This is a genomic window from Mesorhizobium qingshengii, from assembly GCF_900103325.1.
Classification (GTDB): domain Bacteria; phylum Pseudomonadota; class Alphaproteobacteria; order Rhizobiales; family Rhizobiaceae; genus Mesorhizobium; species Mesorhizobium qingshengii.
Map to the genome: position 1 here is coordinate 20,647 of NZ_FMXM01000017.1, position 20,779 is coordinate 41,425.

The following is a 20,779-nucleotide window of genomic DNA, read 5'->3' on the forward strand; positions in this document are numbered from 1 at the left end:
GGTCAGGACCCGTAGGAGTTGGTTTGCCAAAAGGCTTTGTTGGGTGTGCGCGGCGTACGGCGGCCGGCGACCTGGGCAAGGTCGAGAATGCGAACATCGCTGCTGCACAGCGCAAACAGGGTGAGATAGGTCACCGGGGCGATCGCAATCGCCCAGAAGCTTGCGGTCACCAGGAACGCGATCAGCGTGATGCCGACGATGATGTAGAACGCGTTGAGCGGGATGCCCCACATCATCGGCGGCCGTGTGAGGCCGATGACCAGTGGCGTCAGTTGCGGCTTGTCGTTGGAAAGCGCGTCCATCGTTCACTTTCCTACGGCCGAGATCATCTGGTCGACGATGGCCGGCGCGCCGAACACCAGCCCGATGCCGATCACCACGGCACCTGCCGTGAACCAGGACAGGCGGCCGGCAAAAGCCAGGAAGCCGAGGCCGATAACAGCAATGATGGCGAGCAGCCGTCCGAAGGGACCGGTTATGAAATCGACGATCATCTGCACCGCGGTCTCGAGCGGAGCAAACGCGCCTGACGTCTGGGCAAGCGCCGGACCGGCAATCGCGCTCAACGATAGCGCCAGGATCAAGACCGGGACGATGGTTCGTGTCGTTGCCGTCGGCATTGAGGTCAGGAAGGTTCGGTTCATGTCTGGCTCCGCTAGAATTGCATGACGCCACCGACCCATTGGCGGTGTCTGGTTGAGGGGATCGTTCCGGTGCTTGAAGTCGTGTCGTCGGCCGAGGCCGAATTGACGGCAGCGTCGATGGCGGTAGCCTCTGGATCGGCGCTTCGCAGAGCAGACTGCCGCTTGAGCACCTCGGCCACGAAGTTCACGGTTTCCGGGAAAGGCGGAATGCCGCCATACTCTCGCACCCGCGCCTCGCCGGCGTTGTAGGCGGCGGCAACGATCAGCGGATTGCGATAGGTCGCAAACAGGTCGCCCAGAAATCTGACGCCACCGTCGATGTTGTCGGCGGGATCACATACGTCCTTCACACCGAGCCGGCCGGCTGTTGCCGGCATCAACTGCATGGGACCACGTGCGCCCTTGGGGGAATTGCGAACCCTGTCGAGACTGCTCTCGACGGTCGCGACCGCCAGTGCGAAATCCGGATCGACATCGTATTTCCGGGCCGCTGCCGCAACGAGCCGGGCGGTGTCCGCAGCGCTGAGAGGCGAGGCGTCACACGATCCCGCGCCGAGGTTCTGGTTCGGAACAGGAGATATGTCAAAATGACTATATTCTCCGCGCGGCGCCGAGGCCTTAGTTTCTGAAGGCCTCGGCTTGACGGAAGTTCGGGCGTCGGCGCTCGTTCGGCGAAGCTGACCATCCTGCCCGAGCACATAGTCCTTGGCCTCAATTCCCCAGCGAGCATCGAAGATGGCGTCAACCGCGTCATCGGCCACTTGAGAGGAGCCAGTGAAGAGCACTTTTTGCGAGAATTCCGTTTCTGGCCGGACGTCTCCGGCCGTGGCGGATGAGTTGGCCCACGCCGTAACCAGGACGGCGGTCGTCAGGCCGAGAAACAGGCGCCGGTTCGCTATTCTGAACAAGGTGTCAGTCATCCGAAGCCCTTGGTCGGTCGAGTCGAAAGATGGTGGGAATCGATAAGCGACTCAAAAAACAATGTCAATTCAGTATTGTTTTTTGTTGCGAGGCGATTTTGAAATTGGCACAGTGCACTCGAAGAATCGGATGCACGAGAGGAGCGTTCAGATGAATGGCAGGGTTGTCGCCGGCCTCGTTGCTGGCTTTGCGTCGGTGATGCCGGCGAATGCCGCGGGACCCATTGACGAGGCCTACGTCAGATCCCTGGCGGCGCCGGGGAAAACGGTGCTGGTCATGGAATATTACGATGGCCAGGGTGCCATCGCCGATCGCAAGGGCTTTGCCTCGGCCAAGGGGTTCGAGGCCGTCTCGCCAACAGACTTCCGGGTCGACGGGAAGCTGACGGTCCATCTCTATGGCATCGAGCCGTGTGACGGTGACCTGGTCAACCGGCGCGAGAACTTCTCGGGCACATGCACCGACTATGCCAGGCGCGGGCTGGAGACGATGCTGAAGTCGCCGAAAGTGATCTTCTGCCGGGCCTTCGTCAGCGAGACCAACGCTCCGGTCCAGGATGCCACCTGCTACGGCTACTACAATTTCCCCGGCAGCCTCGACACGGTCGACATGTTGGAGGAGCAACTGGTGTCGATTGGCACCCACCGCATCGCAAAAAAGCCAGATGGGACGCCGGCACGCAAGGATCTCGCGGAAGCAGAAAAGATTGGCCGCGGCGGGTTCGGCATGTGGGCGGATCCAAGGATCAAAGGGCAATGAGGACCATCGCTCTTATGCTTGCCTCTGCCATCTCCACGGGGGCCGCCAGCGCCGCACCGTCCGGTTATCTTGATGGGCGGCCTGCAGGTTATGTGACAGTGATCGACGGCCGCACGTTGTGGTTTCCTGGCTCGGCTCAGAAGGTTCGTCTAGCAGGCATCGACTCATGCGAACTGCTGCAATGGGCATTTGACCCAAAACGCCATGGCAACAGTCTAATTCTGAAGCCGGTACCCTGCGGGCCGCTGTCGAAAGCCTGGCTGAAGCGGCTGATCGGCGGCAGCCGGGTCGTTTGCCGCATTTCATCCTACTCCACCGACGGCGCTCTGGCCGGCAGGTGCACCGCGGGTGGTCGCGATCTCGCGGTCGACATGCTGCGTGTTGGCTGGGCGCGGGTCAAGGGTCCCTCCCGCGCCAGCTCGGAGTATTTGAGATGGCAGCGTTATGCGATGTCGGCACGCTATGGGATGTGGGCGACATACGTGATTGACCCGGACGAATGGCGCGCCAAGGCGGTCGAGAGGACGCTCGCGCGAAAGCCGATTGCCGATTTCAATCTGCTCTCCGAGCGCGCGCATGAAATCTCGCCACCATTTCTTGATGCCAGAAGGCGCCCTCCCCGTTCCGATCGGTAGATGCCTTGGGTGTTGGCAGCGCGGTCAGATCTTTTCTCGGACACCCTGACGAGTTGGCGGCAGTGTGCAGTTCAGTGTGGATTAATCCTCTCGATGACTTAGGCCAGAGGGTATTGGCCCGCGACGCTACAATTAATGATCGCTCGAAACTTGATTTCGCGTCCCGTGCTCTAAAGTACGGTAATCGCACCTTGTGTTGCGATCTAATCGGCGCGCTCACAAGATCGAACGATGCGACTTTTGACTTCGAAGGTTTATCGGTAGATAACGGAAATTTCAATGTTCTGAATTTACGCGAACGCAATATTGCAAATTTACGAATCGAACAGAGTTATTTAGGTGAATTGGTTCTCCCAGCTCGAGACAATAAAAAAGTCGAAATCGTAAAGTGCATAACACCGCGGGTAATAGGTATTAGCTCACCGGCTGGAATACCGTACTGGATTCGCGACCTTGAGGCAGAGGCGTTCGACTCCGTGGCAAGCGTATCGAGAATTAGAAATATTGGGCTTAAGCCTGCTCACGAGGTCCTAGCTACCATCGTTCGCAAAACGTTTTTCCAGAAAGGCAGCGGACGTAAAGAAGAAGCCTTGCTTCGCGGGCTGGGCAGCCCGGCAGCCCGGAATATGTCGCGCAAGATCCTAAATCTCCTTGAGCGTGAAGACCTACTGACTTCGTTCAAAGGTGATGAGGGCATGGTGTATGCGCCTGTGCGCTCTAATACAAAGAGAATGCAGACCCTTCTGGACGAATTGCAAGGCAGTCACGATCCCATATGGGTTCAGGTTGGAGAGCTATAGGCGGGGTAACATTACGGTATGCCCTGAGGTGACGTCACATGATGGGGCGACGGCCATGTAACGTCTGGGTTGACATTGGCTATTTGTGACGGTGTAGCCTCAGGCCTAAACCTTGAGGCGACACCGCATGAGCCGCATAGGGTAGGCGAACTCGCCATCGCATGACGCCGCCAACGCAACAAATGCAGTTGCAGGGCTCGGGGGCGCACTCTAACCAGGAGTTCGTATTATGGGCGAAGGGGGAAGAGATGCCGCTGACGGAACAGGGTGTCGTTGACGCGATTGAGACGTGGCTGACGGCCAGCGGTTACTCGGAGGTGAAGGCCATAAAGGCGGGAGCGCGGGGATACGATGTCGTAGCGAGGCGTGAAGACACCGGTGAACGTTGGCTAATTGAAGCAAAGGGCGGCGCGTATTCAGGAGCCGATACCTCGAACGACGCTTGGTCAAGAACCGGTGCAGCGTTTTTAATGACTGCCGGATGGCGCTTTCAGAAAGACATTCCGGGCGAGCGCTTTGCCATTGGCATCCCATCGTCTCGCTGGTTTGACATACACCTTGGCCGGATATCGCCAGCGCTGGAGTACCTCGGCATTTCAGTATTTCAGGTAAGCGACGACGGAAGGGTGACCTTTACCGAAAACTGTCCCCGAACAGAGTAGGCGGCCGCCGCCGCTGCTCCACAGTAGGGACCAACTTCCTATCGTCCCCGGTGGGGCAGCGTCGTCAAGGCGGCAGGTTTAGTTGCAGAGATCAACCGGCTCCGGAGTTCTCGCAATGGCCCTTCCCACCAAAGCTGCCATCCGGTCTTTGCCTTTCGAGGTCAAGCTCACATTGGCATTTGGCTAGGACCGCCTGACGCGCCCACTGCACCACGCCGCGCGACACGCTAGGAGGAAGCGCAATGGGTACGATGCACTTTGACGCCGAAGCCAAAGCCAAAGCCGAACTGCACTCGGAAGCGGTGAAGCTGATCACCCGATACGAGAGCCCGCTTGAGATCGAGAAAGCGCTAATGGCCTACAATTGCGAGATGGAGTCCCAGATACTCGCCATAGCCCACCGGCATCCAGGGATAGTTTCCATCGGCTACGACGATACGCCGCCTGTCGGGGGGGTGACGCCGTGGACATCTGCGGCTATTGCGGGCAACGAACAGGTCCAAGGCGGCAGCCACCGTCACACCTTGGCCTTCCGCCAACCGGCCCACCATGCTTCCCACTGCGAGCAGAACCAGCGTTCCCCTCGCGCCGGGTTTACGCGCGTGGCCGAGTAATACTCTTGGCCCGGCATGTGATAGATATGTTCGCCGCGCTCGTTGATGTTCCCCTTGATGTCACAGCCCACCTCGCGCACGGTGAGGTTGCTCGATGATGAACCGGAGGAATGGACGCGGGGAAGTGGGTGTTGGGTGTCCATCGCGAAGTACGCAATGGACGTTGCCCCAAGCAGCGCGAGAGAGGTTGCGAAGCGGGCGCGGAGAAGCGAACGCCACCAAGAAGGCCTTCGCCTTCTAACCCGTGGCTGAACAGAATTGCCCATTGCCATCACCCCCGAGGGGAGAATGCTTCTGCAACGCCCAAGAGTCTAGAGGAAGCCCCGCTGGTCTATCGCAAGCCAGCTCTTTCGATATTTCTTGCACTCCTTTGGTTCGATGGTGTGGAGAGCGAACGGCGTTCCGCCCTACATGCATCAACGATGAGAAACTTCGCGTGACCAATCTTGCAAAACTGCTTCGCAAATATCACGAAGACGAGCTGTTCCGGCGTCTTGCTATTGGTTCGCCAACTTGGTCAGAAATGATCGCAGAGGCAATCATGAAGGATCGATCAGGCGACGAATATCGTATGGCTGTTCACAACGCGGCCTCGATTGATCTTGTCGCAGAGAACGGCAATCACGTTCAGGTCAAAACTGTGGGTACTGTTGGTTCATTCGCCGGAATTCGGCGCGGCCGCGATACTGCGGTCGAAATCATGGTGATCACGACTTTTAGCGTGGCACCACGCTATTTCCTCCTGTCAATGGACGAGTTTAAGCAAATCGCCCGCACCTATAGCTATCCAGAGCGCAATCACTTTTCGTGGGAGATAAGCGGATCTCGCATCAAAAATGGTGCGCTCGACGCGTTTGAGATCACACCTTGAAGATTTCGAGGTGGCTGGAGACAGGCATCAGATCAACAGGCTGGCGATCGACCTTAGGCCCCAACCTGCCGCCGTGCTTGAATGGGTGCGTGAAGGCGACACGTTGGTTGTGACCAAGCTGGACCGGCTAGCACGCTCCGTTGCTGACCTCGTTTCGATCATAGCGGCCTTGAAGGTAAAGGGGGCAGGCCTTCGCATTCTTGCAATGAACCTCGACACCGCCACTCCCACCGGAAAGCTGATGTTGAACCTGCTGGGCTCAATCGCAGAGTTCGAACGGGAGCTAATGCTTGAGAGGCAACGCGAGGGAATCGCAAAGGCGAAGGCCGAGGGCAAGTATGCGGGAAGGCAGCCCACAGCTCGCGCAAAGGCAAAGGAGGTGTTGATGATGCGGGCAGAGGGGAAATCTGTTACTGACACGATGCCGGCGCTGGGCATCAGCAGTGCAAGTGTTTTCCGGATACTGGCAGAGCACGCTGAGGCCACCCGCGCAAGTTAGTGCGGCTGGAATCGGGGGGTCGAAATGCAGTTAACAACCAGGTTGGTCATCGCGTCGGCGTTGTGCGGAGTTTTGCTTTTCGTCTCCGGTGCGGAGGCCAGCGTCAAAGTCATTCGCAAGGACATTCTTTACGGTGTCAGAGGCCCGTCTAAGAAGGAAATCAGTAGACAAATTTCTCAACGCGGGGGAGCAAAGATAACCATTAGCTTCAGTCGCAAAATCGATTACGCGCTCAAAGGTCCATCCACCTGCTACGTACGGGAGGCACGCCATACGCTGTATTTAGTCTCAACCTATCCTCGCTTGGAGGGTGAGGCGTCTCCGAAACTGCGTAAGCGTTGGAATGCCCTAGTTTCTGCCGGGAAGGCCAGCGACAAGACAATTGCGCAATGGGCGGTGCAAGTGGCCACAGACTCGGACGCCTTAACGGCGAGATTGTCGATGAAGAACGACCCAAGTTGCGGTCGGCTTAAAAGCTTCGTCACGCAGCGAATACACTCCATGGAGCAGAGATTCGAGGCGGCAAAACAAAGACACGTTAGCGAGCAAAATGGCCCTAATGGCGCTGTCGGCAAGGCAACCGCCGAATTGTACAAAGAGCCGTAAACGTGCAACCTTTACAACATCACCACGTCGCAAGAAGCCGTCCGCCAAGCCGACGCGCGTCAAACCGAGATGCGTCGCAATGGCGCCTCCGTGCGACAATCCTGGCTGAACTACTTACATTGGATGGCCGGTTACCCCCAATCTCCAAATTGATCAGGCCAACCCTGCCGAGTGCACCATACGTTGCTGGCGGCCAGGAATTCTTATTGCCCGTGGAATTGGTACCTGTGCCTCTCTTGCTATCTTGAGGATCGCCTTGTTCGCCGTCGCGGATGCCGATCGCGGTTTCGCAGGGCAAGCCCTACCTGGCGGCGAGATCGGTGATATCGGACGACCTTGTCGCGCCGATGGTTGCCAGGCGAGAGCACATTCGAAATCCAGCATTCGAGCTTTTTCGCCTGCTGTTGCGTCTTCAGTCCATGGGCTACGAAACTCATATCCTGCCGAACGAGGAGAGCGGTGCCAGACGCGCGCCGACTGGCAGAAATATGCACTCATGCTAATGTAAGCGAAGCATGAATGGAGGAGTGCAAAAGGATTACGCGGAGGACATATGCGCAGGTCTGCCAGGATTCTCATCCCTGCCTTGGCCGTCGTTTCGACTGAGGCCATCGCTCACGAGTGGTATACGGGGAAGACAGACCCCGTCACAGGCTTCAACTGCTGCGCAGGGTCAGACTGCGCACCGATCCCGGACTCTGAAGTCAAGGAAATGCCGGGCGGCTATATCTATCTCCCCACCGGCGAGTTCATCCCACATCTTCGCGTACAGCACAGCCATGATTGGCAGTTCCACCGTTGCATCTATCAATCGGAATTTTTCAACCTGGATCAGGGAAGTTTCAGAAAAGGCGACACCCGCTGTTTCTTTGCGCCGCATACCGAGATCGGCGCTGCCTTTTAAGTCCTAGTTGGAGAGAAAGAACGCCGGCGCATCAGGATGCAGGCGCCCGGAGGGCTCAGTCCGCTGATCGATAGGCTCGGGCCGGATCATGGCTCCATGCATCAGGATCTCGTCGGGCTGTTCGGGTGCTCGAAATGCAAGGCAGCGGGACGCGACCGTCGCCCGGTCGTGGCAGGAGGGGTGCCCCTTCCTCGGCGGAAGATCGGACGACACCCCGATCGGCACCGCGTCCTCCGCCAGAGGCGCGGGCTCTCAACTGTCCAGGGTAGGAGAATGCCCGATAAGCCGGTGACGACCTACGTCGTGAGCGTGTTTGAGAAGCCGCACTGGCGCACGATGCTGACCACGAAGGACAAGGACAAAGCCTTGGCAATGGCAAAGGAGATCGGGGATAAGGTGCGGGTCGAGACGATCACGCCGAAGCCGAAGAGACGCTAGCGGAACTGCAGCCAGGCGCCCATGTCGGCTGACTGGCAGCCCTCAGCCACCGCGTCAGCGCTTCCAGAAATCGCGGTGCGGGGCGAGGAGTTCGTCCTCGATCTCGGGGACGGGACCAACGACCTCGATCTTCTTCTGGCCCGAGTCGAGTACGGTGCGCGACGGGAGGCTCATCGTCGGATTCTCGGCGTGGTCGCCAGTCAGCGCGAGAAGCTTGGCCTCCTCGAAGCCGTAGACCAGCCGGCCGATATTCGCCCAGTAGAGCGTTCCGGTGCACATCGCACAGGGCTCGCCGGTTGAGACCAGCGTGCATTGCCAGAGGAACTCCGGCTCGTAGGCTGCGGCAGCGCGGCGGGCGAGCTCGGTCTCGGCATGGCGCACGGTGTCAAGATTACCCTGCCGCATCAGCACGCGATCATCCGGCCCGACCAGCACCGCACCGAACGGATGGTGTCCATGCGCCGCCGCCTCGCGTGCTACTTCACTGGCGGCGCGGAGGTGGGCGAGCATCTGGTCGCGGGTCATCGGCAAAATCCTATCACGTCGGCAGCCATCCGATCTTGAGCCGAGATTGCGGCCGAGCGGGGGCTTCGTCAATCGATAGCTAATATACATGGACGGCGCGGACTGTTCCGCCGCAAGTTCTGGCGTGACTTCGACAGCCTCATCGGCCTCAGATCGCGCGGCCGACCTTGAGGCCCTCAAGGACGGCCTCCTCGGCCGTACGTGGGGTCAGGGCGTCGCCAATGACGTGCACCTCGCCGGCGAAGCCTTCCAGTTCCGCTTCCAGGTCAGCGACCCGGTCATGTCCCTGCGACAGGACAAGCGTGTCGATGCCCTCGAACAGGATCGGTTCGCCCGACGCGCAATGCTCCATGTAGATGGTGGTGCCATCGCTGCCGTAAAGCCGCGCATAGGGTTCGATTTTGACGCCAAGCCGGTGCAGGTTGCCGACCATCGTGTCGCGGACATAGCCGTGGATGGTCTCGCCCGCGAACAGACCCTCCACGCACAGCGTGACGGTGCAGCCGTCGCGGGCGAGCTTTTCGGCGAGGCCGAGGCCGACCCAATCCCCCCGCCAGTCGGCGATCAGCACATTGGCGCCGACATTGGCCTGCCCGGCCAGCACCTGCCAGACATCGACGACGTGCGTGCCCTCACCGCCCTCGATGACGGGCCGATGCGGCTTGCCGCCAGTCGCGATCACGACGACAGTTGCGCCTTGCGCCTCCACCAGCGCGCGCGTCACCGGCGCGTTGCGTTTCACCGCCACGCCAGCAAGTTCCATTTCGCGTGCCAGATTGGTGATGATCCCACCAAATTCCGCCCGCCCCGGCAGCAGCTGAGCCAGCCGGGCCTGTCCACCGAGCTGGGCTTGCGCCTCATGCAAGGTGACCTCGTGTCCGCGTGCGGCCAGAACCGCCGCGGCCTTCATTCCCGCCGGTCCTCCGCCGGCCACGATGATGCGCTTGGGCCGGTCCGTCGGTGTCTTGATGCCCAGCGTCAGCTCGCGCCCGGTTTCGGGGTGCTGGATGCAGGAAATCGGATAGCCCTTGTGGAAATGGCCGATGCAGGCCTGGTTGCAGGCGATGCAGGCGCGAATGTCGTCGACCAGGCCCTTGGCCGCCTTGGCCGGCATTTCGGGGTCGCAGATCATCGCGCGCGTCATGCCGCACATGTCCGCCTGACCCGAGGCAAGCACCTGCTCGGCCGTCTGCGGCTGGTTGATCCGCCCGGCCACGAAGACAGGCTTGTCGACGAGTTGCTTCAGGGCTGCCGAAAAGGGTGCCGAATAGGCGTGGGCGAAAAACATCGGGGGCACGATATGGATGGCCCCTTTCAGCGACGCCGACGTTCCCGCAACAACGTTGAAGTAGTCGATCACGCCATCGCCATCGAGCATTTTGCAGAACGTCAAGACGTCGCCCGTCTCGATGGTCTGACTGTCGTGCTCCTCGCCTGTGATGCGCAGCCCGACGACGAAATCTCCGGATGTCTTGGCCCGGATGCCAGCCGCGATCTCGCGCAGGAAGCGCAGGCGGTTTTCCAAGCTGCCGCCATAGAGGTCTTCGCGTCGATTGACATTGGGGTTGAGAAACTGCGCCGGCAGATAGCCGTGGCTGGCGACGATCTCGCATCCATCGAAGCCCGCCTGCATCAGTCGTGCCGCTGCGTCGCCATAGCCAGAGACGATCTCACCGATCATTCCCAGCGACAGCGGAACCGGCATCACGTGGAAACGCGAATTCGGCACGGCCGAGGGCGCATAGGCGACAGGAGCGGTCCCGTCCTGCGTCTCCATGATCTCGCGCCCCGGATGGAAGAGCTGGCCGCAGATCCTTGCACCGTGACGGTGCACGGCGTCGGCCAGCGCACGATAGCCGGGAATCGCATCGTCCGAGGTCGCCATCAGAACATGGGAGGTGTAGCGCGCGGTCTCGTGCACGCCCGAGACCTGGACAACGATCAGCCCGGCGCCACCCTTCGCGCGCGCCTCCTGATAGGCGATCAGCCGGTCGGTGACATGTCCGTCATGGGCCATGACCGTGTCATGGCCTGTCGACAGGATGCGGTTCCTGACTTCCATGCCGCCGATCCGGAGCGGCGAGAAGAGATGCGGAAACAGGGTCACGGCGCCTCGCGACTGGTGGTGCGGGATTTCCAGTCGACCGGACTGAGGGCGTAGAACACCTTTGCCCCGTCGCCTTCATAGCGCAGTGGCGTGCCCTCCGGGAGCCAGATTACGTCACCGGGACCCGCCTCGATGACCCTGTTCTCGCTGCCGCCGAGCCATAGGCGAAACGTCCCTTCGAGCACGACGATCAGTTCATCGTAAAGAACGGTCCATTCGATCGAGCAGTTGTCGAAGGTGGCGATGCCCCCGCCCATGCTCGACGACAGCTCAGGTCCGACAAGCCGCGCTATCGTGGCCTTGCCGGGAGGGCCGCCATAGGGGTCGAACTGCATTTCGCGGGACGGGAAGTGCCTTGCGCCTGACATGCTGATCCTCTCAATTGGTTCACGTTTTGGCTTCAAGGCCGTCAAGCACCCGATACCACTGGCTGAGCGTGAATACAGCCAGCTTGCGAAACGCGTGAAGCGGGATCGGATGCGCTGCCGTCACGGGGAAGGGAATCTCTTCCGGCCGCGCGCCAGACGCGAGCCGCGCCAGAAGCCTGCCCATGACCGTGCAGGCTGCGACACCTCGACCGTTGCAGCCGAGCGCGGCATAGACATCGGGTGCCAGCATATGCAGATGCGGCATCGTATCCTTGGTGATGGCGACCTTGCCGCTCCAAACGAATTCCAGCGGTGTTCCCGCCGCCTGCGGGAAAATGCGCGCAATCGCCGCTTCCAGCGTCCTTGCGTCCTCAAATCGCGGAGCCTCGTCCACCGGAGAGCGTCCGCCCATGACAAGCCGGCCTTCATGATCAAGCCGGAAATAAAGAAGGAGGCGCCTGGTGTCGGCCACACCCTGCCCGCCGGGCAGGATCGTGTCGCGGATGGATGCAGCGAGAGGCCGCGTTGCGGCCTGGAAACTGGCGACGGGGATCACGGTCTGGCGCAGGCCCGGCCACAGCGTGTCGGTGTAGGCATTCGTCGCCAGGATGACCTTGGTCGCCCGCACGCGGCCACCGGGTGTCTTGACCTCCCAGCTGTCACCGTCGCGCCGCAGCGCCTGCACGGGGGATCGCGGGTATAGTTCCGCGCCTTCCTGGATAGCCGCTTTCGCGAGCCCTCGAGCATAGGAGAGAGGCTGCAGGACCCCGCCGCGCGGATCAAGCCAACCGCCATGATAGGCGTCTTCGCGGGACCCGACCAACGCCGACATCTCGGCCTGATCAAGCAGCCTGGCATCCACGCCTTGCGCGGCCCATTGACGGCAGCGCGGAGCGACCATTTCCTCGAAGGCCTTCTTGCCGTGGGCTCCCTGGATCCACCCGCTGCGTTGCGCATTGCAGTCGATGCCGTAGCGGTCGATCAGCGAGAAGACGAGGTCGGCGCTGCGTCCGAATTCTTGCGTGACCCGCGATCCCAGGTGCTCCCCCAAGGCCTTGGTCATCTTTTCTGGATCGTGCTTGAGGCCGGCGATGATCTGTCCGCCGTTGCGGCCGGATGCACCCCAGCCGGGTTCCGACGCTTCGAGGACGACGACTTTTGTTCCGGCCCGCGCAAGATGCAGGGCCGCGCTGAGGCCCGTATAACCCGCCCCGACAACGGCAATATCGGCAGTGCAGTCGTGATCGAGGGGCGCGTGCCCTGAGGCGGGGGACGCGGTGGCGGCCCACAGACTGGCCGGCAGGGGCTGAACCATCGTATTCGCTTTTCGGTTTGATCCTTGGGAAAAGAGGTCTCCCGCACCGGAACGCGGGAGACCGCTGCTCGGCTTACTGCAGCATCAACTGGTTCCACTGTTCCTCGTATTGCTGCATGTATTTGCGAGCATCCCTCTCATTGATGATCAGCATGTCCTTCAGGTTGTCCGGGGCCATCACCAGGACCTTCAGGGTTTCGGCGTCGGCCGTCGAAGTGACTGAGCCGAGCACGGGGCCATAGGTCTTGAGTTCCAAGAGCTTGGCCTGCTGCTCGGGCGCGAGGCTGAAATTGATCAGTTCATGCGCGAGGTCGACATGAGGCGATCCCTTGGGGATCACGAACCAGTTGGCCCAAGCGATGCCGTCCTTGAAGGTAAATCCGACTGGCGCACCCTCCTTTGATGCTGCAAGGACGCGACCGCTCCACGCCGACGAGAGAGCGAGTTCTCCCGAGGACAGGAGTTGCGGCGGCTGTGCTCCGGCTCCCCACCAGACCGTGACGTGGGGCTTGATTTCCTTGATCTTGGCAAGCGCCTTCTCGGCCTTCTCCGCCGTCAGCGGATAAACCTCCTCGCGCTTCAGGCCGGCGGCGAGCAAGGCCGCCTCGTAGTTGTAGTAGAAGTACTTGTAGAGACCGCGTGGCCCGGGGAAGCGCTTGACGTCCCAGAAGTCGGCCCAGTTTTGCGGCCCGCCGTCCGGAAATGCGGTCGTCGACCATGCCATGACGGTGGCGCCCGTCGACGTTGCGATTCCACTCGGTGCGACCCAGCCCTTTTCAAGGTTGGCGGCATTCGGGATCTTGGCGAGATCGAGTTTCTCCAGAAAGCCTTCCTCTTCACCCTGCCAGACCGAGCGGCCGCCGACGTCGACAAGATCCCATTCGACCGCGCCGGCCTCGACCATGGCCTTGATCTTGGCCGTTTCGGTCGGGGAGGTGTTGACGATCTCCACGCCCTTCAGCGCCGCGAAGGGATCCGTGAAGGCCGATTTCTCGGCGTCGGAAAGAGCTCCTCCCCAGGACGTGAAGGTGAAAGGTCTGTTCTGGCCAAGCGCCATGCGCGGAAACCCGCCCAGGCCTGCCAGCATCGTGCCCGCCGTGGCGGACAAGAGAAATGTGCGTCTATCCATTGTGTTGTTCCTCCTTTTTCTAGTTTTCCGAAACCACGAGCGCGTGGTCCGGCTTCCACGACAACGTCACTTTCGTGCCGGTTCGAAGCGATCGATCTGTTATCTGGCGCGCTGTGACGATCTGGCCGCTTTCCAGGGCCAGCCCGTACTGGCTCAGCTCGCCGAGATAGACGGTTTCGACGATCTCGGCCGGGATGCCGTCGCCGGTTTCGTCGAAAAGCAGGTGCTCGGGGCGCACCAGCAATCGGGCCGGTTTTCCGGCTTCCACACCTGGCCCTGCCGAAGCCACGATGGTGCGGCGAAAGGATTCGACATCCGCGGTGGCCCTTCCCCCGGTCACGGCGGTGACCTTCGCCGCAAGCAGGTTCGATTCACCGATGAAGCCGGCGACGAACGCGTTCGCGGGACGGTCATAGATGTCGTCGACCGAGCCAAGCTGCTGGATGCGGCCCTGGTCCATCACGGCGATCCGGTCGGACAGGACGAGTGCTTCTTCCTGGTCGTGCGTGACGTAGATCGTCGTGCGGCCAAGCGTCTGGTGCAGCCGACGCAATTCCAGCTGGACGGTACGACGCAACTGCTTGTCCAGGGCGCTCAGCGGTTCGTCCATCAGCAGCACGTCGGGCTCGATGACGAGAGCCCTGGCGAGCGCGACCCGCTGCTGCTGGCCGCCGGACATTTTCTGGATCGGTCTGTCGGCGAATTCCTCGAGCCGCATGAGCGAGAGAACCTCGGACACGCGGCGTCTGCATTCGTCCTTGGAAACACCTCGGACGGCAAGGCCGTAGCCGATGTTCTCTCCAACCGTCATGTGTGGAAACAATGCATAGTTCTGGAAGACCATGCCGATGTTGCGCTGCCGCGCCGGTAGGTGCGTGACATCGCGCGTGCCAATCTCGATCCTGCCTGTCGTCGGCTCGACATAGCCGGCGATCAGGTTCAGCAAGGTCGTCTTGCCCGAGCCCGAGGGACCGAGCAGCGTGAGGAACTCCCCAGCGACCACGTCGAGATCCGTCGGCGTCAGGGCGGTGAACGAACCATAGCGCCTCGAAAGGCTCTCTAGCCGAAGCGGTAATCCTGTCCTCGTCATCGTGTCGGCGTCTCCCTGCCGCCGCCGGCAAGCTGCGCGGCGGCGAACAGCACAAGTGCTAGAACGATCATCACGGTTGCCGCCACGGCGATCACCGGAGTGAACTCTAACCGGATCGACTCCCAAATCTTCACGGGCAGCGTCTTGTTCGAGTAGCCGGCGAGGAAGACCGCCACGACCACCTCGTCGAAGGAGGTGATGAATGAAAAAATGGCGCCGCCCACGATGGCCGGGCGTGATGTTTGGCAAGGTGATCGTGCGGAACACCGTCCACGGGCTGCCGCCCAGGCCCGATGCGGCCCTCAGCCAGTTCTCATCGACGGCGCGCAAGGCGATGCCGACATTGATCACCACAAAAAGGGAGTGCCAGGATCATGTGACCAAGGCTCATCCCCAGAATCGTGCCGCTCAGTCCGACATCGAGGGCGACACCACGACCGGCACGATCATGCGCTGCGATAGAGGGCGACCGCGGTCAGTGGCGCCCGAAGACTTGCCGCTGTTTCGGGGGCTACTCACATCCCGGCGAACCGACATGCTCCGAAATGCCGTGGTGCACAGCGTTCCCTCGGGCATCGTTTTGTTCGAACAAGGCGACGTGCCTAACTTCCAACTGATCGTACTGGCTGGATCCGCGCAATTATATGGACGATCCACCGAAGGTCATGAAGTCTTGATCGAAGCTGTTCGCGCCCCGGATCTGGTCATCCCTGCGGCTGTCCTGACCGGTGCGCCTTATCTCATGCAGGCGCGTGTGCCGGAGCCTTCGCGGTTTCTGTTGATTCATGCGGCAGCGTTTCGCGCGGCCGTCGACGCGGACCCATTGTTGGCGCATGCCGTCATCGGCAGCCTAGCGCAGCAATTTCGGCGCATGGTCCGTCAAATCAAGAACCTCAAGTTGAGAACCGCGACCCAGCGTGTCGGATGTTACCTCTTGGCCCTGTCACAGAGGCAGCGCACTCCAGACAAAGCAGTCCTACCGTTTGAGAAGATGCTGATCGCCTCCGAACTTGGTATGACTCGAGAATCCTTTTCGCGTGCGTTGTCGAGCCTGAGCAACTCGGGCATTCGAGTCGATGGCCAGATGGTCGTGATTCATGACGCTCCCCGGCTGGCCGCCGAATGCGGGTTTGACCCCGTTACCGACGGGCCTGAGACCGATGACTTCGTGGTCTGATTGACCGAAGTCGCGGCGATCCTTGATGTTGGTTGATCCAAGTCAACGCTAGTCCGTCACTCCTGCCGTCACCTCAACCAGTTGAGGAAGGAGAACAGGTGTGCCAACGGACAGCTCGACGATCACTATCTTGGTGTTGGATGTCTTTGTCTTCCTTGCTGTGCTGGCGTACGCCTCGTTCGAATCGCGTCATAAGTTACGCAAACAGCGCCGTGCGCTGATCAAAACGTATTTGGACGAGAAACCTCGCCAGAATTCCGTCAAGCCGAAAGCCTGAAGCGCTAAACATGAGAATTCAGGGGAACCTTGAGGATGGGCCCACCTCCACAAATTGGCGTCCGCAGCATCGATGCTTGATCAAGCTATCTGGACGTTTAGGACGTCGTTAAGCGATTACTCCATTGCTGGCGCTTGGAGGTTTATCCGCCGCGTATTGATCGGCCCGCGATGCCGAAGGGGATAGCACGAGACCTGAAATGGGCCTTGCCGATGAGCGCCATCAGACACCCTCACGGCTCCAGCGGCTGAAGCGGCGAAAGACTCTGTTCCAATCGCCGAAGATATCGGGCCGATCGCGCCGGGGGAATCCCGTGCGCAAGATCCACAGAGCGTCGAAATCCCTGCCCGACACGTACGATTCGGACTTGAGAAAATGGCCATGTTCATCAAGCCAAATGTCCTGAACTCAACCGCGCCGCATGTACTCAGGCTTCTCGAGGGGAGGATGCTGCCGGCAGCTTGCTGATCTGCTTTAGGATTTTGGCGGTACTGCGCAGTGAGAGCCCGACATAGGTCTGGCTGTCCACCTATGTGCTTCCGTTACTTCGAGGGCAATTGGCAGACAAACAGCCACTGAGGAATGCGAGACATCCGGTGCACGCCGAAAGACGCTGCGGTTTGGCATACTCCGGCAAGAAGGCATGTTCACGCTCTTTGTTCCAGCGCAAAGACTTCGCGCCTTTTCTGGGCGATTGATGGTCCAACGGTTGGCACTGGTTCGTCTCACAACGATGCGTTGCGGCGAATGAGTCCACTCTGAGTTTCAAAGCCGTTGTGTCCAAAATGCATGGAGCTTCGTCATGAACACCCAATTCCGAGGTGCAGAACTATGGGAACGCACTGTCGGTGACATAGCGGCCACGCTGCCCGGCGCCACCGCTGTGTTCCGCAAATTCAAGATCGATTTCTGCTGCAACGGCGATCTCACCCTTGATGGCGCGGCGCACCGGCGTGGAGTCGATCCCGACGAGCTTGAGCGCGCGTTGGAGGCGCTTGGTACCGGCGCCGGGGACACAGCCGCGCCAGCTGCGATGGACAGCGATGAACTGATCGGCCACATCGAAGCCTGCTACCACGAGGCGCACCGCCGCGCTCTGCCCGAGCTCATCGCCCTGTCGCGTAAGGTTGAGGCGGTGCATCGCGAGCATCCGAAGGTGCCGGCCGGCCTTTCCGATGCGTTACGGCAGATGCAGAGCGAACTGGAGCAGCACATGGCCAAGGAAGAAGCTATTCTGTTTCCGGCAATGCGGCAGTGGGCCAAAGGCAAGTTCGATATCCCGATTTCGGAACTGCGGCACGAGCACGATGACCAGGGCACCTTGCTTCGGCTCCTCGAAAGCCTCACCGACGACTTCGTCACGCCCGACGGAGCCTGCCGCTCCTGGCAGGCGCTGTACGTCGGCACGGCCCAGCTTGCCGAGGACCTGATGGAGCACATCCACTTGGAGAACAACATCCTATTCCCGCGGTTCGCGGCAACGGAAAGCCGTGCCTAGCCGCCCAACGTTGATGGCGACTGCAGCTATGTGAATCGCTTGGCGAATCTTCGACTGATGGGCTTGGCGCTGGACGCGGTAGTCGCCGCGCTGCCACTGTTGCTGTTAACGCTAACTCGCCTACCGGTCTGGGTTTTAGGAGCACGGAAAGACTCTATTGGCATAGGCACAATCAGTGGTGAGCCCTACGTTGCGATGCTCGTTGCTGCTGGAGGAAAGGCTTTTTCACTCACCCTGCAGCCTTATGACATCTCAAAACTTGGGAAGGCCTTAAAGAGCCGAGCGGAGCGAGCTGTAGGACTAGGCCTCTCGACGAACGGGCGAGGTCATTCCAGACTTCTGCAAAACTCGGCGGGCTATCCGCCGGTGCGATGCAATTGGCGCGGTAGGACAGCTTGCCCAAAGTCGATCATCGAGCGCCGTATCACATTTGCTCAGACGCGCGCGGCGATTGCCGTAGAAGAAGCTCAATCGATATTCGCCCTCGTGCTCGCCAATCCCGCGTTCACAGAGGGAGGTAATCTCCTGTGTTCTCAGCAGCGAGTGCACCGCCGTCGGATCGAGACGTAGCGTTGACGACACCGCCGTCGTTGACCAGGACAGCGTAGACAAGCCCCAAGTCAACGATGTTGTAACCGAGTTCCGGATCGATCACGAGGCGAAGCGCCTCCTTGACCTTCTCGTCGTCCGGCCGCGATTCTGCTCCAACGGTCATGTCACGACCCCTGCCACATCGCCGCCCACGCAAAGTCCGCGGGCGGCTTGTTGCGTTGCGATACCTGTCTCACGCTGCCTTCGAGAGGCGCCCGATCTCGGCGCGCCAGACCGGCCCCCTCTCGAGATAGGTCCAGGAGAATTGGTGCGGATGTTCTGCCTCCAGCTGGCAATAGAGTGGCTTGGGCGTGATCGTTGACGAGGATGAACTTCCCGCCGGGCGCAAGCTGATCGACAAGTTCGAAGATCTTCTGGTGCCTCTGCATCGGCACCAGGCTGCGGACATCTATTTCGTTCGTTTCTGCTTCTGTCGTAAGTGCCATTGAATCGTTCCTTCGATTTCAGTGAGGAGCGGCGGATCCAATCCCGCCCCGGGCCGCCGCCGTGGTGAGGCAACTTGCGCTGCACCGATCGGCACGGGAAAGAGGCCCCAGTCACGACCGACGATATCCTGATCATCACGCCCTACAACGCACATGTCTTCGAAATCCAACAGCACCTGCCCAGCGCCAGAGTCGGCACGGTCGACAAGTTTCAGGGACAGGAGGCGCCGATTGCGATTTATTCGATGGCGACTTCAACTCATGCACACGCTCCGCGAGGCATGGAGTTTCTTTACAGCCTGAATCGCTTCAACGTTGCAACGTCACGGGCCAAATGCCTGTCGATTCTCGTGGCTTCACTCCAGGTGTTCGAAGCGGAATGCAGGACGCCACGACAGATACAGCTTGCCAATGCGTCCTGCCGATATCTTGAGATGTCCTCGATGATCCAGTTGCCGACAAATTAGAACGGTTGCAGCGTCGATGCCTTTCGATCAGAATGCAGCTCAAGTCTGCAACCGGGCATTCTGCGTTTTCTAGGCCCAAGCGACCGCGCAACGAAATCGTCGCGTCGATGCAATAGCTCTCACTACGATGAGCTGAAACCTTCGAAATAGTGGTGACCATCGCAATACTGCATTTTGTCAACAACCTATCGATGCCCATCTACTTCCCGGCTTCGAAAGCTACCGCCTTTTCCGGCGCCCAGGACGCACTGATGCAATGGACAGTCTGCATTCCCTGAAGAACCCGGCGTTCGAGCAGAATTCGGCGAGGCCGGCAAGATCGCTGCCACGCTCTAGCCAATCGCGGCATTCGCTCTGGAAAGAGCATCCCAGGCACGCGTTTCGCGCATCCGCTATCGCCTTTCCGCCGCATTTGCGGGCCGCCACGAGCCGATCGACTTCAATCCGCTCCATGACGAGGTCCATGAACTCGAATTGCCGCCAGACTCTCTCAGCCTGCGACCACTGTCGTTGCCCAGACTGCATGACGATCTCCCTCTGCCAGAGCGACCACTTGTCCCTTAAACTCTATCCAGCAAGGTCCCGCGGCTCAATGTGTCGCGTCGCCGCGCCCGCGAGGGTCGGCGCCGAGCGTCTTTCGCGCCTGTCTTTTATGTGGAGCAAACTTCTCCCACGTAGGTCCGGCTGCGGTTAAGGTGTCCCAGACTGGTTCTGCTAACCCAGAGCGAACTGAAGGTTTAATGCTGGAGAGGGGAATGCGCCCGACTGCAGGGTTGTCCAGCCCGACGCCAGCTCCGACTAGCGGGTTCTTGGCCTCGAGATCGTACATCGACAGCCAGATGCTGCGGCCGACGGGCATCGTGTAGCCGGCGGCTCCCCGGGCGGCGTAGGCGCGGTCGAAGCGGTCCGGCATTTCGTCGCCCTCGACGAAGTGGACCTGCGCGAAGCGAGGCGCATCCTTCTCGTCGACCGTGACAACGACGACCATGTCGGCGCCTTCGAGCGTGCATTCGCGAAAAGGCGGGGTTCTGATCGTTGGAGTTTTCCGTGGTCATCGTGCTGCACTGACCGGAGGGATGGAGTCAGTCCTCGGTCGGCAGCTCGGCCAGTACCTCTCCGGGACCGTCGTCCTCGTATGACTCTTGGAGATGTTGTTGTGAACGTTGACATCAATCCACCTTCATCCGAGGCGGGATGTCGTGCAAAATACGGCAAGTCGTCTTCCAGGGTGCAATAAAGTTAGGTGAAATATCGTTAAACGTTCGAAATATTCCATTCGTATATTGACCAGGGTCCGCCAGCCCACCTGGCACACGCTTTACGGTCGTCGCAGCTCGGGTTACCCGATAGAAACGACTGCGTTCGCCCAGCGAAGGGCTCGTGTGCTGCTTGGCTCAGGCCCGCCCGTTGCTGCCCAGCTTCGAGAAAACCGTACA

29 protein-coding genes and 2 pseudogenes are annotated in these 20,779 nt (G+C 60.3%); 14 read left to right on the forward strand and 17 right to left on the reverse strand.

The window, feature by feature from the left end; translation table 11 throughout:
- Window positions 1-2: 2 nt before the first annotated feature.
- Genes BLS48_RS23710 through BLS48_RS23720 form a run of 3 tightly spaced genes read right to left on the reverse strand, consistent with a single transcriptional unit; the run spans window position 3 to window position 1,564 of the window.
- Window positions 3-302 (reverse strand): VirB3 family type IV secretion system protein, encoded by a 300-nt coding sequence (locus tag BLS48_RS23710; RefSeq protein WP_091582925.1) that lies wholly within the window; start codon window positions 300-302, stop codon window positions 3-5.
- 3 nt (window positions 303-305) lie between these two features.
- Window positions 306-644 carry a TrbC/VirB2 family type IV secretion system protein gene (locus BLS48_RS23715; protein WP_244529817.1) on the reverse strand — a complete coding sequence of 113 codons (339 nt, stop codon included), beginning with the start codon at window positions 642-644 and terminating at the stop codon, window positions 306-308.
- Between the two features lie 11 nt (window positions 645-655).
- Window positions 656-1,564, reverse strand: coding sequence for a lytic transglycosylase domain-containing protein (locus BLS48_RS23720; protein ID WP_091582928.1), 909 nt, complete (start codon window positions 1,562-1,564; stop codon window positions 656-658).
- Between the two features lie 199 nt (window positions 1,565-1,763).
- Here BLS48_RS23720 and BLS48_RS23725 point away from each other — a divergent pair, with 199 nt between their 5' ends.
- The 5 genes from BLS48_RS23725 (at window position 1,764) to BLS48_RS36315 (ending at window position 5,035) form a co-directional block, all read left to right on the forward strand.
- A complete protein-coding gene (locus tag BLS48_RS23725; protein WP_091583192.1) occupies window positions 1,764-2,324 on the forward strand; it encodes a hypothetical protein in 561 nt (186 codons plus the stop codon).
- Window positions 2,321-2,959 carry a thermonuclease family protein gene (locus tag BLS48_RS23730; RefSeq protein ID WP_143019485.1) on the forward strand — a complete coding sequence of 213 codons (639 nt, stop codon included), beginning with the start codon at window positions 2,321-2,323 and terminating at the stop codon, window positions 2,957-2,959. The genes BLS48_RS23725 and BLS48_RS23730 overlap by 4 nt, the downstream gene beginning before the upstream one ends.
- 5 nt (window positions 2,960-2,964) lie before the next feature.
- The gene (locus BLS48_RS35110) at window positions 2,965-3,759 is read left to right on the forward strand and encodes a hypothetical protein (protein ID WP_143019486.1); all 795 of its coding nucleotides are present in this window, start codon (window positions 2,965-2,967) and stop codon (window positions 3,757-3,759) included.
- A gap of 161 nt (window positions 3,760-3,920) precedes the next feature.
- On the forward strand, window positions 3,921-4,421 hold the full coding sequence (locus BLS48_RS23740; protein WP_143019487.1) for a hypothetical protein: 501 nt from the start codon (window positions 3,921-3,923) through the stop codon (window positions 4,419-4,421).
- A gap of 242 nt (window positions 4,422-4,663) precedes the next feature.
- On the forward strand, window positions 4,664-5,035 hold the full coding sequence (locus BLS48_RS36315) for a hypothetical protein (protein ID WP_244529839.1): 372 nt from the start codon (window positions 4,664-4,666) through the stop codon (window positions 5,033-5,035).
- Here the strand turns inward: BLS48_RS36315 and BLS48_RS36925 are convergent.
- Complete coding sequence (locus BLS48_RS36925) at window positions 4,939-5,307, reverse strand: sunset domain-containing protein (RefSeq protein WP_483127883.1); 369 nt, start codon at window positions 5,305-5,307, stop codon at window positions 4,939-4,941. The two genes, BLS48_RS36315 and BLS48_RS36925, sit on opposite strands and share 97 nt — an antisense overlap.
- Window positions 5,308-5,471: 164 nt before the next feature.
- Here BLS48_RS36925 and BLS48_RS23755 point away from each other — a divergent pair, with 164 nt between their 5' ends.
- The 5 genes from BLS48_RS23755 to BLS48_RS35755 all read left to right on the forward strand — a co-directional run bounded on the left by BLS48_RS23755 (window position 5,472) and on the right by BLS48_RS35755 (window position 8,353).
- Window positions 5,472-5,906, forward strand: coding sequence for a histone H1/H5 family protein (locus BLS48_RS23755; protein WP_143019488.1), 435 nt, complete (start codon window positions 5,472-5,474; stop codon window positions 5,904-5,906).
- Window positions 5,872-6,405, forward strand: a complete 534-nt coding sequence (locus BLS48_RS23760) for a recombinase family protein (protein WP_091582939.1) — start codon at window positions 5,872-5,874, stop codon at window positions 6,403-6,405. Before BLS48_RS23755 ends, BLS48_RS23760 begins: the two co-directional genes overlap by 35 nt.
- 24 nt (window positions 6,406-6,429) lie before the next feature.
- A complete protein-coding gene (locus BLS48_RS23765; RefSeq protein WP_091582942.1) occupies window positions 6,430-7,011 on the forward strand; it encodes a DUF922 domain-containing protein in 582 nt (193 codons plus the stop codon).
- 553 nt (window positions 7,012-7,564) lie between these two features.
- Window positions 7,565-7,915, forward strand: a complete 351-nt coding sequence (locus BLS48_RS35115; RefSeq protein ID WP_143019489.1) for a hypothetical protein — start codon at window positions 7,565-7,567, stop codon at window positions 7,913-7,915.
- Window positions 7,916-8,188: 273 nt separating this feature from the next.
- Complete coding sequence (locus BLS48_RS35755; RefSeq protein WP_167365227.1) at window positions 8,189-8,353, forward strand: hypothetical protein; 165 nt, start codon at window positions 8,189-8,191, stop codon at window positions 8,351-8,353.
- A gap of 54 nt (window positions 8,354-8,407) precedes the next feature.
- On the opposite strand, the gene BLS48_RS23785 is transcribed toward BLS48_RS35755, so the two are convergent.
- From BLS48_RS23785 to BLS48_RS23815, 7 genes are all read right to left on the reverse strand, one after another.
- Window positions 8,408-8,878: a nucleoside deaminase gene (locus BLS48_RS23785; RefSeq protein WP_091582955.1), complete on the reverse strand. Its 471-nt coding sequence runs from the start codon at window positions 8,876-8,878 to the stop codon at window positions 8,408-8,410.
- A 148-nt stretch (window positions 8,879-9,026) separates the two neighbouring features.
- A complete protein-coding gene (locus tag BLS48_RS23790; RefSeq protein ID WP_091582958.1) occupies window positions 9,027-10,985 on the reverse strand; it encodes an oxidoreductase in 1,959 nt (652 codons plus the stop codon).
- A complete protein-coding gene (locus tag BLS48_RS23795; RefSeq protein ID WP_091582961.1) occupies window positions 10,982-11,353 on the reverse strand; it encodes a cupin domain-containing protein in 372 nt (123 codons plus the stop codon). Before BLS48_RS23795 ends, BLS48_RS23790 begins: the two co-directional genes overlap by 4 nt.
- Window positions 11,354-11,372: 19 nt before the next feature.
- A complete protein-coding gene (locus tag BLS48_RS23800; RefSeq protein ID WP_091582964.1) occupies window positions 11,373-12,668 on the reverse strand; it encodes an NAD(P)/FAD-dependent oxidoreductase in 1,296 nt (431 codons plus the stop codon).
- Between the two features lie 73 nt (window positions 12,669-12,741).
- Window positions 12,742-13,797: an ABC transporter substrate-binding protein gene (locus BLS48_RS23805; protein WP_091582967.1), complete on the reverse strand. Its 1,056-nt coding sequence runs from the start codon at window positions 13,795-13,797 to the stop codon at window positions 12,742-12,744.
- A 19-nt stretch (window positions 13,798-13,816) separates the two neighbouring features.
- A complete protein-coding gene (locus tag BLS48_RS23810; protein WP_091582968.1) occupies window positions 13,817-14,887 on the reverse strand; it encodes an ABC transporter ATP-binding protein in 1,071 nt (356 codons plus the stop codon).
- Complete coding sequence (locus tag BLS48_RS23815) at window positions 14,884-15,063, reverse strand: ABC transporter permease subunit (RefSeq protein ID WP_143019490.1); 180 nt, start codon at window positions 15,061-15,063, stop codon at window positions 14,884-14,886. The genes BLS48_RS23810 and BLS48_RS23815 overlap by 4 nt, the downstream gene beginning before the upstream one ends.
- A 26-nt stretch (window positions 15,064-15,089) precedes the next feature.
- Between BLS48_RS23815 and BLS48_RS23820 the strand changes: the two genes are divergently transcribed.
- Both BLS48_RS23820 and BLS48_RS35760 read left to right on the forward strand, forming a co-directional pair.
- Window positions 15,090-16,064, forward strand: a complete 975-nt coding sequence (locus tag BLS48_RS23820; protein WP_244529818.1) for a helix-turn-helix domain-containing protein — start codon at window positions 15,090-15,092, stop codon at window positions 16,062-16,064.
- A 100-nt stretch (window positions 16,065-16,164) separates the two neighbouring features.
- The gene (locus tag BLS48_RS35760; protein ID WP_167365228.1) at window positions 16,165-16,341 is read left to right on the forward strand and encodes a hypothetical protein; all 177 of its coding nucleotides are present in this window, start codon (window positions 16,165-16,167) and stop codon (window positions 16,339-16,341) included.
- A gap of 225 nt (window positions 16,342-16,566) precedes the next feature.
- Here BLS48_RS35760 and BLS48_RS23825 read toward each other — a convergent pair.
- A pseudogene (locus BLS48_RS23825) lies at window positions 16,567-16,671 on the reverse strand (transposase); the annotation flags it as partial.
- Between the two features lie 472 nt (window positions 16,672-17,143).
- Here BLS48_RS23825 and ric point away from each other — a divergent pair.
- A complete protein-coding gene (gene ric / locus BLS48_RS23830; protein ID WP_091582975.1) occupies window positions 17,144-17,839 on the forward strand; it encodes an iron-sulfur cluster repair di-iron protein in 696 nt (231 codons plus the stop codon).
- Between the two features lie 300 nt (window positions 17,840-18,139).
- Here the strand turns inward: ric and BLS48_RS36320 are convergent, their stop codons facing one another.
- From BLS48_RS36320 to BLS48_RS23845, 3 genes and pseudogenes are all read right to left on the reverse strand, one after another.
- Window positions 18,140-18,421: a DUF6522 family protein gene (locus tag BLS48_RS36320; RefSeq protein ID WP_342028535.1), complete on the reverse strand. Its 282-nt coding sequence runs from the start codon at window positions 18,419-18,421 to the stop codon at window positions 18,140-18,142.
- A pseudogene (locus BLS48_RS23840) lies at window positions 18,405-18,554 on the reverse strand (iron-sulfur cluster assembly protein); the annotation flags it as partial. The gene BLS48_RS36320 and the pseudogene BLS48_RS23840, both read right to left, overlap by 17 nt.
- 1 nt (window position 18,555) lies before the next feature.
- Entirely contained in the window at window positions 18,556-18,876 is a 321-nt protein-coding gene (locus BLS48_RS23845; protein WP_425284737.1) for a DUF2249 domain-containing protein, read from the reverse strand.
- Between the two features lie 74 nt (window positions 18,877-18,950).
- Here BLS48_RS23845 and BLS48_RS23850 point away from each other — a divergent pair, with 74 nt between their 5' ends.
- Window positions 18,951-19,343, forward strand: a complete 393-nt coding sequence (locus tag BLS48_RS23850) for an AAA domain-containing protein (protein WP_208604663.1) — start codon at window positions 18,951-18,953, stop codon at window positions 19,341-19,343.
- A 219-nt stretch (window positions 19,344-19,562) separates the two neighbouring features.
- Here BLS48_RS23850 and BLS48_RS36815 read toward each other — a convergent pair whose 3' ends face one another.
- Both BLS48_RS36815 and BLS48_RS23860 read right to left on the reverse strand, forming a co-directional pair.
- Window positions 19,563-19,868, reverse strand: a complete 306-nt coding sequence (locus BLS48_RS36815) for a DUF6455 family protein (RefSeq protein WP_091582980.1) — start codon at window positions 19,866-19,868, stop codon at window positions 19,563-19,565.
- 64 nt (window positions 19,869-19,932) lie between these two features.
- Window positions 19,933-20,331 carry a hypothetical protein gene (locus tag BLS48_RS23860; protein ID WP_091582983.1) on the reverse strand — a complete coding sequence of 133 codons (399 nt, stop codon included), beginning with the start codon at window positions 20,329-20,331 and terminating at the stop codon, window positions 19,933-19,935.
- Window positions 20,332-20,779: the final 448 nt, after the last annotated feature.

Coding starts and splice junctions, on each gene's coding strand:
- BLS48_RS23760 (WP_091582939.1), top strand. CDS start 5,872: ATGGTGCGCTCGACGCGTTTGAGATCACACCTTGAAGATTTCGAGGTG.
- BLS48_RS23720 (WP_091582928.1), bottom strand. CDS start 1,564: ATGACTGACACCTTGTTCAGAATAGCGAACCGGCGCCTGTTTCTCGGC.
- BLS48_RS35755 (WP_167365227.1), top strand. CDS start 8,189: ATGCCCGATAAGCCGGTGACGACCTACGTCGTGAGCGTGTTTGAGAAG.
- BLS48_RS23740 (WP_143019487.1), top strand. CDS start 3,921: ATGACGCCGCCAACGCAACAAATGCAGTTGCAGGGCTCGGGGGCGCAC.
- BLS48_RS23795 (WP_091582961.1), bottom strand. CDS start 11,353: ATGTCAGGCGCAAGGCACTTCCCGTCCCGCGAAATGCAGTTCGACCCC.
- BLS48_RS23810 (WP_091582968.1), bottom strand. CDS start 14,887: ATGACGAGGACAGGATTACCGCTTCGGCTAGAGAGCCTTTCGAGGCGC.
- BLS48_RS23805 (WP_091582967.1), bottom strand. CDS start 13,797: ATGGATAGACGCACATTTCTCTTGTCCGCCACGGCGGGCACGATGCTG.
- BLS48_RS23845 (WP_425284737.1), bottom strand. CDS start 18,876: ATGGCACTTACGACAGAAGCAGAAACGAACGAAATAGATGTCCGCAGC.
- BLS48_RS23765 (WP_091582942.1), top strand. CDS start 6,430: ATGCAGTTAACAACCAGGTTGGTCATCGCGTCGGCGTTGTGCGGAGTT.
- BLS48_RS23800 (WP_091582964.1), bottom strand. CDS start 12,668: ATGGTTCAGCCCCTGCCGGCCAGTCTGTGGGCCGCCACCGCGTCCCCC.
- BLS48_RS36315 (WP_244529839.1), top strand. CDS start 4,664: ATGGGTACGATGCACTTTGACGCCGAAGCCAAAGCCAAAGCCGAACTG.
- BLS48_RS23730 (WP_143019485.1), top strand. CDS start 2,321: ATGAGGACCATCGCTCTTATGCTTGCCTCTGCCATCTCCACGGGGGCC.
- ric (WP_091582975.1), top strand. CDS start 17,144: ATGAACACCCAATTCCGAGGTGCAGAACTATGGGAACGCACTGTCGGT.
- BLS48_RS23725 (WP_091583192.1), top strand. CDS start 1,764: ATGCCGGCGAATGCCGCGGGACCCATTGACGAGGCCTACGTCAGATCC.
- BLS48_RS23715 (WP_244529817.1), bottom strand. CDS start 644: ATGAACCGAACCTTCCTGACCTCAATGCCGACGGCAACGACACGAACC.
- BLS48_RS35115 (WP_143019489.1), top strand. CDS start 7,565: ATGCGCAGGTCTGCCAGGATTCTCATCCCTGCCTTGGCCGTCGTTTCG.
- BLS48_RS36925 (WP_483127883.1), bottom strand. CDS start 5,307: ATGGCAATGGGCAATTCTGTTCAGCCACGGGTTAGAAGGCGAAGGCCT.
- BLS48_RS23710 (WP_091582925.1), bottom strand. CDS start 302: ATGGACGCGCTTTCCAACGACAAGCCGCAACTGACGCCACTGGTCATC.
- BLS48_RS23820 (WP_244529818.1), top strand. CDS start 15,090: ATGAAAAAATGGCGCCGCCCACGATGGCCGGGCGTGATGTTTGGCAAG.
- BLS48_RS23785 (WP_091582955.1), bottom strand. CDS start 8,878: ATGACCCGCGACCAGATGCTCGCCCACCTCCGCGCCGCCAGTGAAGTA.
- BLS48_RS36815 (WP_091582980.1), bottom strand. CDS start 19,868: ATGCAGTCTGGGCAACGACAGTGGTCGCAGGCTGAGAGAGTCTGGCGG.
- BLS48_RS23860 (WP_091582983.1), bottom strand. CDS start 20,331: ATGGTCGTCGTTGTCACGGTCGACGAGAAGGATGCGCCTCGCTTCGCG.